At 70.2% G+C, this 14,956-nt stretch carries 10 protein-coding genes; 9 read left to right on the top strand and 1 reads right to left on the bottom strand.

Annotated features, from left to right (window positions below; translation table 11 throughout):
- Positions 1–15: 15 nt before the first annotated feature.
- From HYQ63_RS02220 to HYQ63_RS02180, 9 genes are all read left to right on the top strand, one after another.
- Positions 16–942 carry a carbohydrate ABC transporter permease gene (locus HYQ63_RS02220; RefSeq protein WP_257231543.1) on the top strand — a complete coding sequence of 309 codons (927 nt, stop codon included), beginning with the start codon at positions 16–18 and terminating at the stop codon, positions 940–942.
- Complete coding sequence (locus HYQ63_RS02215) at positions 942–1,811, top strand: carbohydrate ABC transporter permease (RefSeq protein ID WP_179932240.1); 870 nt, start codon at positions 942–944, stop codon at positions 1,809–1,811. Before HYQ63_RS02220 ends, HYQ63_RS02215 begins: the two co-directional genes overlap by 1 nt.
- A 1-nt stretch (position 1,812) precedes the next feature.
- Positions 1,813–3,114, top strand: coding sequence for a glycosyl hydrolase (locus HYQ63_RS02210; RefSeq protein ID WP_179932239.1), 1,302 nt, complete (start codon positions 1,813–1,815; stop codon positions 3,112–3,114).
- The gene (locus tag HYQ63_RS02205; protein ID WP_179932238.1) at positions 3,101–5,440 is read left to right on the top strand and encodes a glycoside hydrolase family 3 protein; all 2,340 of its coding nucleotides are present in this window, start codon (positions 3,101–3,103) and stop codon (positions 5,438–5,440) included. Before HYQ63_RS02210 ends, HYQ63_RS02205 begins: the two co-directional genes overlap by 14 nt.
- Positions 5,353–8,031 (top strand): endo-beta-N-acetylglucosaminidase, encoded by a 2,679-nt coding sequence (locus HYQ63_RS02200; RefSeq protein WP_179932237.1) that lies wholly within the window; start codon positions 5,353–5,355, stop codon positions 8,029–8,031. The genes HYQ63_RS02205 and HYQ63_RS02200 overlap by 88 nt, the downstream gene beginning before the upstream one ends.
- 369 nt (positions 8,032–8,400) lie before the next feature.
- Positions 8,401–10,446, top strand: coding sequence for an FAD-dependent oxidoreductase (locus tag HYQ63_RS02195; protein WP_179932236.1), 2,046 nt, complete (start codon positions 8,401–8,403; stop codon positions 10,444–10,446).
- Positions 10,443–12,296 carry a thiamine pyrophosphate-binding protein gene (locus HYQ63_RS02190; RefSeq protein ID WP_179932235.1) on the top strand — a complete coding sequence of 618 codons (1,854 nt, stop codon included), beginning with the start codon at positions 10,443–10,445 and terminating at the stop codon, positions 12,294–12,296. The genes HYQ63_RS02195 and HYQ63_RS02190 overlap by 4 nt, the downstream gene beginning before the upstream one ends.
- A 4-nt stretch (positions 12,297–12,300) precedes the next feature.
- Positions 12,301–12,807, top strand: a complete 507-nt coding sequence (locus tag HYQ63_RS02185) for an inclusion body family protein (protein WP_123103698.1) — start codon at positions 12,301–12,303, stop codon at positions 12,805–12,807.
- 135 nt (positions 12,808–12,942) lie between these two features.
- Positions 12,943–13,410, top strand: coding sequence for an MBL fold metallo-hydrolase (locus HYQ63_RS02180; RefSeq protein WP_179932234.1), 468 nt, complete (start codon positions 12,943–12,945; stop codon positions 13,408–13,410).
- A gap of 7 nt (positions 13,411–13,417) precedes the next feature.
- Here the strand turns inward: HYQ63_RS02180 and HYQ63_RS02175 are convergent, their stop codons facing one another.
- Positions 13,418–14,929, bottom strand: coding sequence for an aminobutyraldehyde dehydrogenase (locus HYQ63_RS02175; protein ID WP_179932233.1), 1,512 nt, complete (start codon positions 14,927–14,929; stop codon positions 13,418–13,420).
- Positions 14,930–14,956 lie beyond the last annotated feature (27 nt).

Below are 14,956 nucleotides of genomic sequence, written 5' to 3'. Positions count from 1 at the left end.
CACCGTGGGACCTCCGTGAAGCGAGGGGACCGCGAACGCCTCTCCCGCCACCGGGGGAGCGTCCTGGCCACGCACCGCTGGAGCCTGACCCCGTGGCTGTTCCTGCTGCCGGGACTGACGGTCATTGTGGCTCTGGTCCTGGTGCCGTTCGCGAACACACTGGGGCTGTCGTTCACGGACTCGACCCTGCTGCGGCAGGGGGAGTTCGTCGGCTGGGACAACTTCCGCCGGATGTTCGACGATGAGCGCTTCACCACCGCCCTGCTGAACTCCACGCTCTACACCGTGTGCGTGGTGCCCTGCATGGTGGTCCTCCCGCTCGTCCTCGCCACCCTGGTGAGCAGCGCGGGACGGCTGACCGGCTTCTTCCGCACCACCATGTACCTGCCCGTCGTGATGTCGCCCGTGGTCGTCGGCCTGATCTGGACGACCATGCTCGACAAACGTGGCCTGGTCAACGCCCTGTTCTCCACGCTCCACGCGGTGGCCGGGCCCCTTCCCTTCCTCACCGACCGGTGGCTGCTGCTCTTCAGCGCCATGTTCGTCACCATATGGACCGGCCTGGGCTACTACATGGTCATCTACCTGGCGGCCCTGGCCAACATAGACCAGAGCCTGTACGACGCGGCGGCGATGGACGGCGCCGGGGCGGTGCGCAGCTTCCTGGCCGTCACGGTTCCCGGTGTGCGGTCCACGATGACGCTCATTGCCGTGCTGTCCTCCGTGGCGGCCTTCCGCGTGTTCGGCGAGGTCTACGTCCTCACCGGCGGCACCGGGGGAGTGGGCGGGGGCGATCTCACCATGACCATGCTGATCCAGCGCGAGGGCACCGGGCTCCAGGCGCGCACCGGGTACGCGGGCGCGATCAGTCTCGTCATGTTCGTGATCCTCGGCGGGCTGCTGCTCGCGCAGCTCGCCCTCCAGCGCAGGAGGAACTCCTGATGGCCCGGCCTTCTCCGCGCCCGCGCACCACCGCCGCCCGGCGGCGCAGGGTCACGCCGGGCTCCGCGGCGCGCTACCTCGTCCTCCTCCTCATGGCCGTGCTCCTGGCGGGGCCGCTGGTGTGGCAGCTCTCGCTGTCCCTGAAAGGAGCCGGAGAGCCGCTGTACACACAGCCACCGAAGCTGATCCCCGAACACCCCACGCTCGACCACTTCGCCACGGTGCTCGACCGCATTCCGGTGCCGCGCTATCTGCTGAACTCCCTGGCCGTGGCGGCCATGGCCGTGGTGGGCAACGTCGTCGGAGCCACCTGCGCCGGATACGCGCTGGGCAAGCTGCGCTTCCGTGGCCGGGGCGTGGCGACCGCCATCTGCGTCGCCGCCCTGCTGGTCCCGTCCGAGACCGTCCTGATCGCGCAGTTCCTCACCGTCAGGGCCACCGGGCTGGTGAACACGCTGTTCGGGGTCGCCCTGCCGACCCTGGTGGCGGCGCTGAACGTACTGCTCATGCGCAACGCCTTCCGCAACCTTCCCGGCGAGCTGGAAGAGGCCGCCATCGTCGACGGCGCCAACGCCTGGCAGCGGTTCATCCGCATCTCCGTGCCGCAGGTCAAGGGCGTCATCGCGGTGGTGGCCATCTTCGCCTTCGTCGGCTCGTGGAACGACTTCCTCTGGCCCCTCATCGTCCTGTCGGACGAACAGAACTACACCCTCACCGTCGGCCTGAACCGGCTGCGCGGCACCTTCTACGAGGACCCGCGCCTCATCGCGGCCGGCACCATCATCGCCCTGGCCCCCATCGTGGCGTTCTTCGCCGTCCTCCAGCGCTACTTCTTCCGTGGGCTGGAAGCCGGCGGTCTGAAAGGTTGAGATGCTGAGGTTTGGAGTCAACTACACGCCCTCCCAGGACTGGTTCTACTCCTGGCTGGCCCCGGACCCGGAGAGCACCCGCAGCGACATGAAGGCCCTGGCCGGCCTGGGAATCGACCATGTGCGCATCCTGCCGCTGTGGCCCGTGGTGCAGCCCAACCGCACCCTGATCCGCCGCCGCGCCCTCCAGGACATCCGCGCGGTCGTGGAGATCGCGGGCGACGCCGGTCTCGACGCCGCCGTCGACGTCCTCCAGGGACACCTGTCCGGCTTCGACTTCGTGCCCAGCTGGCTGACGGACTGGCACCGGCGCAGCATGTTCAGCGACCCCGACGCCATCGCCGCCCAGGCCCGGCTGGTGGAGGCGATCGACGAGCAGCTGCACGACCTGCCCAACTTCCTCGGCCTGACCCTGGGCAACGAGGTCAACCAGTTCACCTCGGCGGTGCACCCCAACCCGATGCCCGCCACGTCACACCAGGTGACCTCCTGGCTCGACGCCCTGCACGGCACCGGGCCGCGCGACCCCCGCCACTTCCGGCTGAACGCCGAATACGACGCCGTCTGGTACGCCGACGGCCACGCCTTCGTCCCGGCCCACTCCGCGCGGTACGGCCACATGAGCGTCGTCCACTCGTGGATCTTCAACGGCACGGCGCAGGGGTACGGCGCCATGTCCCACGAGAGCGTCCACCACGCCGCGTATCTCATCGAGCTGTCCCGCGCCTTCGCCGTCGACCCCGCCCGCCCGGTGTGGCTCCAGGAGGTCGGCGCCCCGCTCAACCACCTCGCCGAGGAGCAGGCGCCCGACTTCCTTGAACGGACGGTACGGGCGGCGGCCGACAGCGAGGCGCTGTGGGGCATCACCTGGTGGTGCTCCCACGACGTGGAACGGCGGCTCGGAGACTTCCCGGACCTCGAACACAGCCTCGGCCTGATCGCCACCGATGGCGCGGTGAAGCCCATCGGGGAGCGCTTCGCCGCACTCGCCACCGAACTCCGCGGCCGGTCGCGCCCCGCGCCCCGGCGCGAAGCCGTCGTGGTCCCGGTCGACGGCGAGGACGTCCCCGTATCCCGAGCCGAACTGTCCCCGGGAGGCGGCGTGTTCGAGACCTGGATGCGGCGCGCCCGCGCCGGAGCACGTCCCGCCCTGGTCACGTCCGCGACCGCCGCCGACCCGGGCGCGCTGAGCGCCCGCGGCATCACCTCCCTCGTCCACGCCGAACCGACCGGGCGCACCTTCTACACCTCGGTCAGCGACGCGGACGTACTCAACCGGACCCACACCCATGCCGAACACTGAACACCCGGCCGCGCCCGCCGCCGCGCCCGCCCCCGTTCCCGCCGCCGTCGAACGCCTCCTCACCGAGCTGACCCCGCGGGAGAAGGTCGGCCAGCTCAACCAGCGCCTGTACGGCTGGCAGGCCGTCGAACGCGACCGGCGCGGCGGTTTCCGGCTCACCCGCCGGGCCCGCACCGAGATCGACCGCTGGGGTGGCCTCGGCGCCCTGTACGGGCTGTTCCGCGCCGACGCCTGGTCGGGCCGCTCCTGGCACGACGGCATCCGGCCCGAGGAGCGTGCCGAGGTCGCGGCCCTGGTGCAGGAGGAAGTGGCCCGGGGCGGCCGCCACCGTATCGGGGTGCTCCTCTCGGAAGAGGCACCCCATGGCCACCAGGCCCTCGGCGGGACGCTGCTGCCCACCAACCTGGCCGTCGCCGCCGGATGGGATCCCGACCTGCTGACCGAGGCGGCGGCGGCCGTCGCCGCGGAACTGGCGGCGAGCGGGGTGCATCTGGCGCTGGTCTCGGCGCTGGATCTGCTGCGCGACCCGCGCTGGGGGCGGGCGGAGGAGTGTTTCGGCGAGGACCCGCTGCTGGCCGCCGAACTCACCCGTGCCGTGGTGACCGGAATGCAGGGCGGCCACCAGAACGCGCCCGGCACCGACAGCGTCGCCGTCGTCCTCAAGCACTTGGCGGGCCAGGGCGAGGCGGTCGGCGGACGCAACGGCCAGTCCTCCGTCATCGGCCCCCGCGACCTGCGCGAACTGCACCTGCCGAGCGTCCGGGCAGCGGTCGAGGCGGGGGCGCTGGGCTTCATGGCCGCCTACAACGACATCGACGGCGTGCCCTGCTGTGCCAACCGCGACCTGCTCACCGGCTTCCTGCGCGCCGAGTGCGGGTTCGACGGCATCGTCATGGCGGACGGCCGGGCCGTGGACCGCCTGACCGCGATGACCGGAAGCCCCGAGGCCGCGGCCGTGGCCGCCCTCAATGCCGGTGTGGACCTGTCCCTGTGGGACGAGTCCTTCGCCCTGCTGGAAACCACCGCCGCCCAGGACCCGCGCGTGGCCGAGCTGGTCGACGCCGCCTGCCGCCGGGTGCTCACCCTCAAGCACCGACTGGGCCTTCTGCCGGACACCGACCCGGCCCGGCCCGTCCCCGGCCGGGAGCGGCTCACTCTGGCCGCCCGCACGACGGACCGGCTGTCCCGCCGCCTGGCCCGCCAGTCTCTCGTCCTGCTGCACAACGCGGACCACCTGCTGCCGCTGACCCCGCAATCCCTCACCAAGGTGGTGCTCGCCGGGCCCAACGCCCACGACGTCACCGCGATGCTGGGCGACTACGTACCGCCCCTGCCCGCGTCATCGGCCCTCTCCCTGGAACACGCGCTGCGCCGGGCGCTGCCCCACGCCGAGATCGTGTGCCCGCCGGGCCTGCCCTCCCGGAGCGACCTGGGCGGCGCCGACGTCGTGATCCTCGCCCTCGGTGGGACGAGCCACCGCGCCTACGACGACGCCTTCGCCGACAACGGGGCCGTCGCGGGACCCGCCGTGGTGGCGACCGCCGGAGAGGGCGTCGACCTCGCGGACGTGTCGCTGCCCGGAGACCAGGACGACCTGGTCACCGCGGTACGCGCCCGGTCCGCATGCCCCGTCGTGGCGGTGGTCGTCGCGGGCAGGCCGCACGTGCTCACCACCGTGACGGAGCACACGGACGCGGTGCTGTGGGCCGGGTACCCCGGCCCCCACGGCGCCGATGCGCTCACCGGCGCGCTCCTCGGCGGCTGTGAACCCGTCGGTCTGCTGCCGTTCACCGCGCTCCGCCACTCCGGAGCCGTGCCCGTGCGGTACAACGACCGCCACTCGGCCGCCGACGTCTACCGGGACGCGCCGGACCCGGTGCTGTTCCCCTTCGGGTTCGGCCTGCGCTACGGGACCGTCGCCTTCGACCACCTCACCGCCGCCGTGACCGGGCGATCCGTCCACGTCGAAGTCGGCCTCACCAACCCCGCCGCCACCGAAGCCGAGGTCATCGTGCCGCTGTTCGGCCACCGCACCGGCGGGGCGGTACTGCCCCGGCGACGGGAACTCCTCGCCTTCCGCCGGGTCACCGCCCCGCCGCGCGGCCGCGTCACCGTCGCCTGGGACCTGCCCGCCGCGCGCTGCTTCGCCGAGGGCGCGACCGCACGGGCCCGCACCGATCTGTACGTGATGGATCTCCGTACGACGATCCGCCCCCACCAGGGAAGCGAGGACACGGCATGGCACGACAACGGCGACACCACCGCACCGGAAGACGGACCACGGCCCGCATACGCACCGGTGTGCTCGCGGCCGTACTGGCCCTGACCCTGGGCGCCGGCAGCGCCCTGGCGAGCGACACCCTCCCCTGGCCGGGGGAGAGCGCCGTCGGAGCCAACCAGCCCTACCAGCACGGCTACTCCTCCACCGACCTGCTGCGGTGGAACCCCGCGGACGACACCGACGCCGAGCTGCTGCGCGCCAAGGTGCCCCTCCAGACCCGCATCGCCCCCAACGCACAGACCCAGCGCACACCGTCGCTGCCGGCCGACACCCAGATGCTCACCCTCGCGGGCGACTACGGCAACGCGTTCTTCGAAAGCCACCCGTACACCAACGAGTTCAGCCAGTACCTCTTCAACTACTGGCAGTACAGCGACGTGTACGCGTCCTGGCACGGCATGCCCACCGAAGGCGTGCCCGTGGACTACTACGACCCCGACCTCGACTGGAAGGAGAAGTGGTTCGAGTTCGGGGCGGTCAACCTCCCCAACCCCGGCTACACCAACGCCGCCCACGCCAACGGCGTACGGTCGCTGGGCTGCATCTTCTTCTCCCCGAACGACCGCGGCGACCAGGCGTACTCCGAACTGCTCCAGCGGGACGCCGACGGCAGGTTCCCCGCCGCCGCGAAGCTCATCGAGGTCGCCCGGTACTACGGCTTCGACGGCTATTTCCTCAACCAGGAGGAGGCGGTCGCCCCTGCCGACATCCCCACCTACAAGAAGTTCCTCAAGCAGTTGCGCGACGGCGGCCTGTATGTGCAGTGGTACGACTCGATCGACAACTCCACCGGCAGGATCTCGTACCAGAACGAGTTCAACGCGGTGAACGGCCCGTTCGTCCGGGACGCGGCCGCGGGCGATGTGTCCGACTCCATCTTCCTCAACTACTGGTGGAACAAGTCCAAGCTCACCAAGTCGAAGACCTACGCGAAGGGCCTGGGGCTCGATCCGCGCAAGAGCGTCTTCGCCGGTGTCGAGGCGGGCATGTACCAGTTCGACCAGCCGTATGACCTCGACAACAACCTCGACGCCGACGGCGCACCCATGAACGGCATCGCCACGCTCGGCGCCGACTTCGTCTCCTCCGACTACGCCAAGAAGACCGACGACACGGCCCAGTCGGCCGTCTTCGACCGGGAACGCCGCTGGTGGACCGGCTCGTCCCACGGCGCCACCACGCCGGAGGGCACGTGGAAGGGCATGTCGAAGTACATCGCCGAGCGCTCCGTCATCAAGGGCAGCACCTTCGCGACGTCCTTCAACACCGGACACGGCCTGTCGACCTGGAGCGACGGCAAGCTCTCCAACGACGCGGAGTGGGGCAACATCAACCTCCAGGACATCCCGGTGACCTGGCAGTGGTGGATCGACGCCGCGAAGTCGTCCCTCGAGGCCGACTTCGACTACGGCCCGGAGTACACGCCCGCCGACCGCTTCTCGTACCGGAAGATCGGCGGCTACAACGGGGGCAGCTCCCTGGTCCTCAGCGGCACGCTCGACAGCGACAACACCGTGCGCCTCTACAAGACCGACCTGAGCGTCACGAAGGCGTCGACACTCGACCTGACCTACAACAAGCCCTCGGCGGACGACGACTCCCAGCTGCGGCTCGCGCTGGTGCTCGCCTCCGACCCGGGCAAGGTGGTCCAGGTGCCGCTGTCCGGCTCCGGCAAGCACACGGACGGCTGGACCACCGTCTCCGCCGATCTGTCGAAGTACGCCGGGGAGCGCATCGCCTCCCTCGGCCTCGTGGTTGCCGCGGGCGCACAGCCGATCAAGGACTACCAGGTCAACCTGGGCGCCCTGGCATTGCACGACGGCGTCGACCGCACCCCGGCGACACCGAAGAAGCTGCGCATCGACCAGCTGCTGCCCGGAAGCGACGAGCTGTTCCTGTCCTGGCAGCGCAGCGACTACGACACGGTCCGCCGCTACGACGTCTACCTCGACGACACCTACCTCGGCGGCATCTACGACGACGTCTACTACGTCAAGCGATTCACCGCCACCTCGGGGCAGATCAAGCTCGTCGCGGTCGGCACCGACGGCACCCGGAGCAAGCCCGCGACCGTGTCGTTCGACCTCTCCACGGCCCCGTCCGACGTGACCGCCAAGGCGGCACCCGACGGCACCCTGAAAGCCACATGGTCCCCGGGACAGACCGGTCGGCCCGTCACCGTGGCCGTCCGCAGCCTCGACACCTCCAAGCCCTTCACCAAGGAGGTCACGGTGCCGGGCAACCAGCCGGGCGCGACCCTGACCGACGTGCCCGTGAGCGGAGATGAGTACCTGCTCACCGTGAAGACGGCCGACGGCACGGCCACCGGTGTGCGCGGCACCTTCGCCGACACCGCCATCAGCCCCTATCCCAAGTCCGCCGTGAAGATCACGGGAAACACCTTCGCCTTCTCCCGCCCCACCCTTGGTGACTGGCACACGCTGACGGTCCTGGAGAACGGCCAGCCGAAGTCGTTCGCCACGACCTACGGATCGGGCAACAAGCCGTATATCGTCCGCGGCCGCACCACCCGTTCGGCGATGACCGTCACCATGTCCAGCGCCACCAGCAAGGTCGTCGCGGTCCTGGAGGACTACGCCGGGAACAAGACCACGACGGTCCTGCGGGACAACTGACCATGGGGGCGCCGCCGGTGCTGGACCGAGCCGGGTTTATGAATCCGGACGAGGGCAACCCTGAAAGCGTTGGCCATGGAATTCGTCAGCGCGATGGCGTTCTCGCGTTCGAATCAGTTCTACCCCACGATATCTGACCGTGCGTATTCGCTGGTCAGTTCGATGGATCGGCCGGTGCACTCACCTGCGGCGCCCTCCGTGTCACTCTCTTTTCTCTTCCGTCCCGGGCGTGAGTTCTAGTCTCTTGCCGGGAATCGTCGGCAAGTTGAAATCCCGTCATGTGCTGGTTCGGCCCTTTTGGGACTTTGCCAATGCATTGCCTTCCTGGATAACTAGATAATCGTTTCTTCATATTTAGGATCGCGGGCTATGACGGACACTCCACGCGGCAACTCCGCCACCCGTGCGCGCTGGCAGACGTGTCTCAAGCTCGCTCGCGAGCTCCTCCTCATCGGGCCGGACGACAAGGATCTCAAGCTCGGTTATCTCCAGACTCTGATCGACACGGGCGACCTCGGCCCCACCCCGCATCCGCGCAAGAAGATCCTCATCGTCGGCGCCGGTATCACCGGCCTCGTCGCCGGCCGTCTGCTCAAGGACGCCGGTCACGACGTCACCATCCTGGAGGCCAACGCCAGCCGGGTCGGCGGACGCATCAAGACCTTCCGCGCCACCAAGCACCACCAGCCCTTCGACGACTCCGCCCAGTACGCCGAGGCCGGGGCCATGCGGTTGCCCGACTTCCATCCGCTCGTCCTCGCCCTCGTCGACAAGCTCGGGCTCGGCCGCCGCCAGTTCTACAACGTGGACATCGACCCCTCCACCGGCAGCGGCCCTGAGGCCGCCGTCCCGCCGGTGACGTACACGTCCTTCACCGGCCGCACCTGGACCCACGGCGAGGACAGCCCCGGCTTCCAGGAACCCGACAAGCGCGGCAACTCCTGGATCCGTGCCAACCGCGTCCAGGTGCGGCGGGCCGACTACAGCACCGCGCCGGAACGGATCAACGAGGGCTTCCACCTCACCGACGACGAGGTCCGCGCGCCCGTCGTGAAGATGGTCGATGACGCGCTGGAGTACGTACGCGACTACTACTCCGACATTGTCGACGGGCGGCGCGTCAACAAGCCGTTCGACGAGTGGATCGAGGGCTGGGCCCGGGTCATCCGCGACTTCGACGGCTACTCCATGGGCGGCTTCCTGCGCGAGTGCGGCGGGCTCAGCGATGAGGCGATCGAGGCCGTCGGAACCCTGGAGAACATGTCCTCGCGGCTGCACCTCTCCTTCTTCCACAGCTTCCTGAGCCGCAGCGACATCAACCCGGGCGTCCGCTACTGGGAGGTGCCCGGCGGCAGTTGGCGCCTGCCGCACGCCCTCCACCAGGGCCTGCGCGACGAGGTGAAGCTCGGCCACCGCATGATCCGCCTCGAATACCACGACCCCAGCCGCGATGCCGACCCCGAGGGCACCGGTGCCGTCGGGCCCGACGGGTGGGGCGTGGCCGTGCAGACCGTTCCCGAGAACGACCCGCAGGCCCCGCCGCGCCTGTGGACGGCGGACCTGGCGATCGTCACCATCCCGTTCTCCGCCCTGCGCTTCGTGGAGATCGTCCCCTCGATGTCGTACAAGAAGCGCCGCGCCATCATCGAGACCCACTACGACCAGGCCACCAAGGTGCTGCTGGAGTTCAGCCACCGGTGGTGGGAGTTCACCGAGGACGACTGGCGCAACGAACTGGAGAGCATCGGCCCGGGCCTCTACGAGCACTACCAGCAGGGCGGCGAGCAGGACACCGACACCGCCCCCGCCCTCGCGTTCGTCGCCGAGGCGGGCGCCGGGCTGCTCGGTGCCGCGGTCAAGGACAGCAGCGTCACCGAGGACATGCGGCAGCTCAACAACACCATGCCGCTGCGCGGCCCCGCTATCCGCCCCGCCTCCCACTGCTTCGGAGGGGGCTCCGCCACGGACAACCCCAACCGGTTCATGTACTACCCGTCGCACCGGGTCGAGGGCAGCACCGGCGGCGTGGTGCTCGCCTCGTACTCCTGGTCCGACGACGCCGCGCGCTGGGACTCCATGCGCAACGACGAGCGCTACGTCTACGCCCTGCGCAACCTCCAGGCCTTGCACGGCCGCCGCATCGAGGTGTTCTTCACCGGCCGGGGCGCCACCAAGAGCTGGGCGCGCGACCCGTACGCGTTCGGCGAGGCCGCCATCTACACCGCGCACCAGATGACCAGCTTCCACCTGGACGTGTCCCGCCCCGAAGGCCCCGTCCACTTCGCCGGGGAGCACACCTCCCTCAAGCACGCCTGGATCGAGGGCGCCCTGGAGAGCGCCGTCCGCGCCGCCACCGCCGTCCACCAGGCCCCGTTGGTCACCACCCCGGGCGCGCACCGGGAGGGCCGCTCGTGACCGCGGTCTTCCCCGAGTGCACGGTCGCCCGCTATCTGGCCCGCCGCCTGGCCGAGTTGGGCATCACCCATCTGTTCGGCGTCCCCGGCAACCACCTGGGCCCGTTCCTCACCACCCTGCGGGCCGAGGGCGACATCGAGTGGGTCGGCACCCCCACCGAGGGCGGCGCGGGCCAGGCCGCCGACGCCTACGCCCGCGTCCACGGCATCGGCGCGGCCGCGGTCACCTACAGCGTCGGCGCGTTCAACCTGCTCAACGCCTGCGGCGGCGCCTACGTCGAACACGTCCCGCTCGTCGCCATCAACGCCTGCCCGCCCTACGAGCAGTGGCAGAACTACCGCGCCCTCGGCCTCCTCACCTCCCACATGAGCCCCCGCCGGGAGAGCAACCTGGACGTCTACCGGCAGGTCACGGTGGAGGCGCAGGTCATCTCCAACCCCGGCCTCGCCCCCGGCCAGATCGACGCCGCGCTCACCGCCTGCCTGTCCGAGCGCAGTCCCGTCTACCTGGAGGTCATGGAGGACCTGTGGGACGAGCCCTGCGCCGTCGCCGAGCAGCCCCTCCTCCGCCGCGAGCGGCCGTTCAGCACCCGCAACCAGACGATGCTGGACAACGCGGTGGACGCCATCCTCACCCTGATCGACGAACACCCCGGCCCGGACGGCAGGCCGCGCCCGATCATCTGGGCCGGTGAGGAGATCGACCGGTTCCGCCTCGGCGGGCGGCTCACCGAGCTGACGGACGCCACCGGGGTGCCCTTCTGCACCACCGTCGGCGCCAAGGCCGTCGTCGACGAGGAACTGCGGCAGTTCCACGGCGTCTACAACGGCGCTGCCAGCCACTCGGACGTGCACTGGATCTTCAAGGAGTGGGCCACCTGCCGGATCGGCCTCGGCGCCTGGTCCACGTCGAAGAACCTCGGCGGGGAGCAGTGCGTCGGCACCGACTGGGTGATGGCGGCCCAGGGCGGTGTCAGCGTCGGCACCCGGTACTTCCCCGACGTCCAGCTGGAGCGGCTCCTGCCCGCCCTCCAGGACGCGCTGGTGAAGCGCTTCGGCTCCGGCGAACTGACCGCCGACTACTACGCCGAGGCCCACGCCCACCACGGCGCGCCCGGCGACCGCCCCGCCAGCCTGCGGAGCCACCGCGCCACGCTCCGCACCGGCGGCGCGCGATCCCGGCACGCCGAACGGCTCACCTACGACGGCGTGTTCGACCGGATCAACCACTTCCTGGGCCATGAGACGCAAGACGACTGGACGGTCGTGTCCGACGCCGCGTTCTCCCTCATCGGCTCGATGAACCTGAGCCTGCCCGAGGGCGGGTTCCTGTCGCAGATCAGCTGGCTGTCCATCGGCTGGTCCGTCGGCGCGGCCACCGGCGCCGCGCTCGCCCCCGAACGCCATCACGCCCGCCCGATGGTGTTCGTCGGCGACGGCGCCTTCCAGGAGACCTGCCAGGAGATCTCCACCCACACCCGGCTCGGGCTGCGGTCGGTGGTGTTCGTCATGGACAACGGGCACTTCTACGGCATCGAGCAGATGCTGGTGCACCCGTCCTACTACGCCGACCGGGACTCCCGCGACGGCACGGGCGACCCGGAGGAGGCGGACTTCTACAACGTCCTCCACCCGTGGCACTACGACCGCCTCGCGGAAGTGTTCTCCGGCAAGAACACCCCGGCGAACGGGATCAGCATCGCGCACACCTCCGAGCTGGACGAGCTGCTGGCCCGCCTCGCCGACCCCACCGACCCGCTCAACGCCGGGCCGCTGCTGGTCCGCGTCCGCCTGCACCGGCACGACTACCCGCGGGCCATGGCGTACAAGGTGCAACAGAAAAGGGGTTAGGAACATGTCCGAGTTCATCAACGTGATGATCGCGTTCGACGCGTTCTCGATCGCCAAGCGCTACCCCAGTGCGTCGAGGAACCCCGACGCGCCCACCCAGGTCGACCACGACCTGATCTACATGACGACCCGCCACGACCGCGTCGTCGGCACGTCGGGAGCCGAGCTGAACTTCCGGGCCAACCCCCGGGACATCATCCGCTGGCGCGAGACGACACTGTCGCTCAACAGCGAGTACAGCGCCCTGCTGTACCGGTACGTGAGCGGCGATCCGCTGATCAGCACGCCGCGGATCGTGGTGGGCGACGGCACCTATCCGATGCCGAAGGAGGGGTCCGACGGCAGGCCGGACTTCGTCACCCAGGACTACGAGGACCACTACTGGGAGGCGGACGTCCGCAAGACCGGCCGGGTCACGTACCGCTTCTACTTCCAGATCCTGGACAGTGACCTGAAGCCGGTGGGGTACTTCCAATGGGACCCGTTCATCACCATCGACAAGCGCTCCTGACGGTCATCGCCGCGGTCGGGTAACCGTCCACCCCGTCGTTCATGGGCGTCAGCGGATCCAGACGGCCCGGCCCGCATGCCTCTGCCGAGAGCAGAGGCATGCGCGGCCCCGGGGGCGGCCTGCCAGGCTGGGGCCATGGCCAACGACATCCGGATCCGGCAGCTCGACCTCGGCTGCTTCATCCGCCCGTCCTCGGAGACGGGCGGCTCGTACCCGCGGGTCGAGCCGGTGCTCGGCTATCTGGTGCGGCACGAGCGGGGCCTGCTCCTCTTCGACACGGGCATCGGCACCGGCAGCCCCGAGGCCGACGCCCACTACCGGCCTCACCGCCGCGCCCTCCCGGCCGCGCTGGCGGCGGCCGGTGCCGCCCTCGCCGACATCACGCTCGTGGTGAACTGCCACCTCCACTTCGACCACTGCGGCGGCAACCCGCTGCTGGCGGGCACCCCCATCCTCGTCCAGACCACGGAACTGGCCACCGCCCGCCGGCCGGACGGCACGGTCGTCCTGGCCGGTCAGGCCCACGACTTCGACCCGCGTCGTGTGCCCTTCGCCCACGACCACGCCGCGTGGGAGCCGCCCGAGAAGCGGGCCGGAGCCTGAGGCGGGATCAGCGACCGTGGTGGTGCATGACGTGCTTGGTGCGCGAGTAGTCCTGGAGGGCGTAGATCGACAGGTCCCGGCCGTAGCCGGATCCCTTGAACCCGCCCCACGGGACCTCGCTGGCCAGTACGAGGTGCGAGTTCACCCAGACCGTTCCGCTGTCGAGGCGTGCGGCGACGTCGTGACTGCGGCGGGCGTTCTCGGTCCACACCGAGGCGGACAGGCCCAGGGGCACGTCGTTGGCCCGGCGTACCGCCTCGTCCTCGTCGGTGAAGGTCTCGACGGTGACCACCGGGCCGAAGATCTCCTGGCGCGTGGCTTCGGCGCCTTCGGGGAGGTCGACCAGCACGGTCGGGGCGACGAAGTAGCCGGGGCCGTCGAGGGCTTCGCCTCCCGTCGCCGCGCGGGCGCCTTCGTTCTTCGCGCGCTCCACGTACCCGGTCACACGGTCGAAGTGTGCCTTCGAAACCATGGGGCCGACCTCGACCTCCTCGCCGGAGCGTGGGTCACCGACGACCAATGCCCGTACCTCGCCGACGAGGTGGTCGACGAACTCCTCGGCGACCGACTCGTGGACGAGGACGCGGCAGGCGGCCCCGCATTCCTGGCCCGAGTTCCAGAATCCGGCTTCGCGGAGGGCCGAGGCGGCCGCGGCGAGATCGGCGTCCGGGAAGATCAGAACCGGGGCCTTGCCGCCGAGTTCGAGGTGCACGCGCTTGAGGGTGTCGGCGGCGGCCCGGGCCACGGCGCGGCCGCTGGGGACCGAACCGGTCAGGGCGATCATGTCCACCTCCGGGTGCTCGGCGAGCCGGGCACCGGCGACCGCGCCGTAGCCGGTCACCACGTTCACCACTCCGGGCGGCAGGAGATCGGCGACGAGCTCGGCGAACTTCAGCGTGGTCAGCGGGGTCTGCTCGGACGGCTTGATGACCAGGGTGTTGCCCGCGGCGAGGATGGGCGCGAGCTTCCAGGCCGCCATGAGCAGCGGATAGTTCCACGGTGTGATCACGCCGATGACCCCGAGCGGTTCCCGCAGGATGACCGACAGGTGGTCCTCGACGTAGTCACCGGCGGCCATCGACGTGGCCGCGCGCACCGCACCGGCCATGAAGCGGAAGGTGTCGACGGTCATGGCGACGTCGTCCCGTGACACCGCGAGCGGCTTGCCGGTGTTCGCCGACTCCAGCCTGACGAGGAGGTCGGTGTGCTCGGCCAGCCGGTCGGCGATGGCGTGCAGCACCTCCGAGCGGTCCTTGGGGACCAGCCGCGCCCACGGGCCTTTGGCCCGGGCCGCGGCGGCGACCGCTCGGTCGATGTCCTCGGCGGTTCCCTCGGGAATCCGGGCGATGACGCTCTCCGTGCTCGGATCGACCACGTCGATGACGCGACCGGAAGATCCCTCGAGGAAGGTCCCGTCCACGAAGTGGCCGGTCGGAGGAAGGTCGGCCGCGGAGATCAGCGCCGGTGCGTCCGTTGCGCGGCGAACGGTGACCGTCGTGGAAGCGGCGGCAGTGCTCATGAGCAGTGGCTCCCTGGGTGGTGGTGG

Origin of the sequence: Streptomyces sp. Rer75 (assembly GCF_013414305.1) — a bacterium.
Taxonomy (GTDB): domain Bacteria; phylum Actinomycetota; class Actinomycetes; order Streptomycetales; family Streptomycetaceae; genus Streptomyces; species Streptomyces himastatinicus.
Note: the sequence above shows the minus strand (reverse complement) of the source record. Positions and strands in the feature narration are given on the sequence as shown.

What these genes read in the sequence shown, in the direction of transcription:
- HYQ63_RS02215 (WP_179932240.1), top strand. Translation starts at nt 942, where the DNA reads ATGGCCCGGCCTTCTCCGCGCCCGCGCACCACCGCCGCCCGGCGGCGC.
- HYQ63_RS02210 (WP_179932239.1), top strand. Translation starts at nt 1,813, where the DNA reads ATGCTGAGGTTTGGAGTCAACTACACGCCCTCCCAGGACTGGTTCTAC.
- HYQ63_RS02175 (WP_179932233.1), bottom strand. Translation starts at nt 14,929, where the DNA reads ATGAGCACTGCCGCCGCTTCCACGACGGTCACCGTTCGCCGCGCAACG.
- HYQ63_RS02180 (WP_179932234.1), top strand. Translation starts at nt 12,943, where the DNA reads ATGGCCAACGACATCCGGATCCGGCAGCTCGACCTCGGCTGCTTCATC.
- HYQ63_RS02205 (WP_179932238.1), top strand. Translation starts at nt 3,101, where the DNA reads ATGCCGAACACTGAACACCCGGCCGCGCCCGCCGCCGCGCCCGCCCCC.
- HYQ63_RS02195 (WP_179932236.1), top strand. Translation starts at nt 8,401, where the DNA reads ATGACGGACACTCCACGCGGCAACTCCGCCACCCGTGCGCGCTGGCAG.
- HYQ63_RS02185 (WP_123103698.1), top strand. Translation starts at nt 12,301, where the DNA reads ATGTCCGAGTTCATCAACGTGATGATCGCGTTCGACGCGTTCTCGATC.
- HYQ63_RS02200 (WP_179932237.1), top strand. Translation starts at nt 5,353, where the DNA reads ATGGCACGACAACGGCGACACCACCGCACCGGAAGACGGACCACGGCC.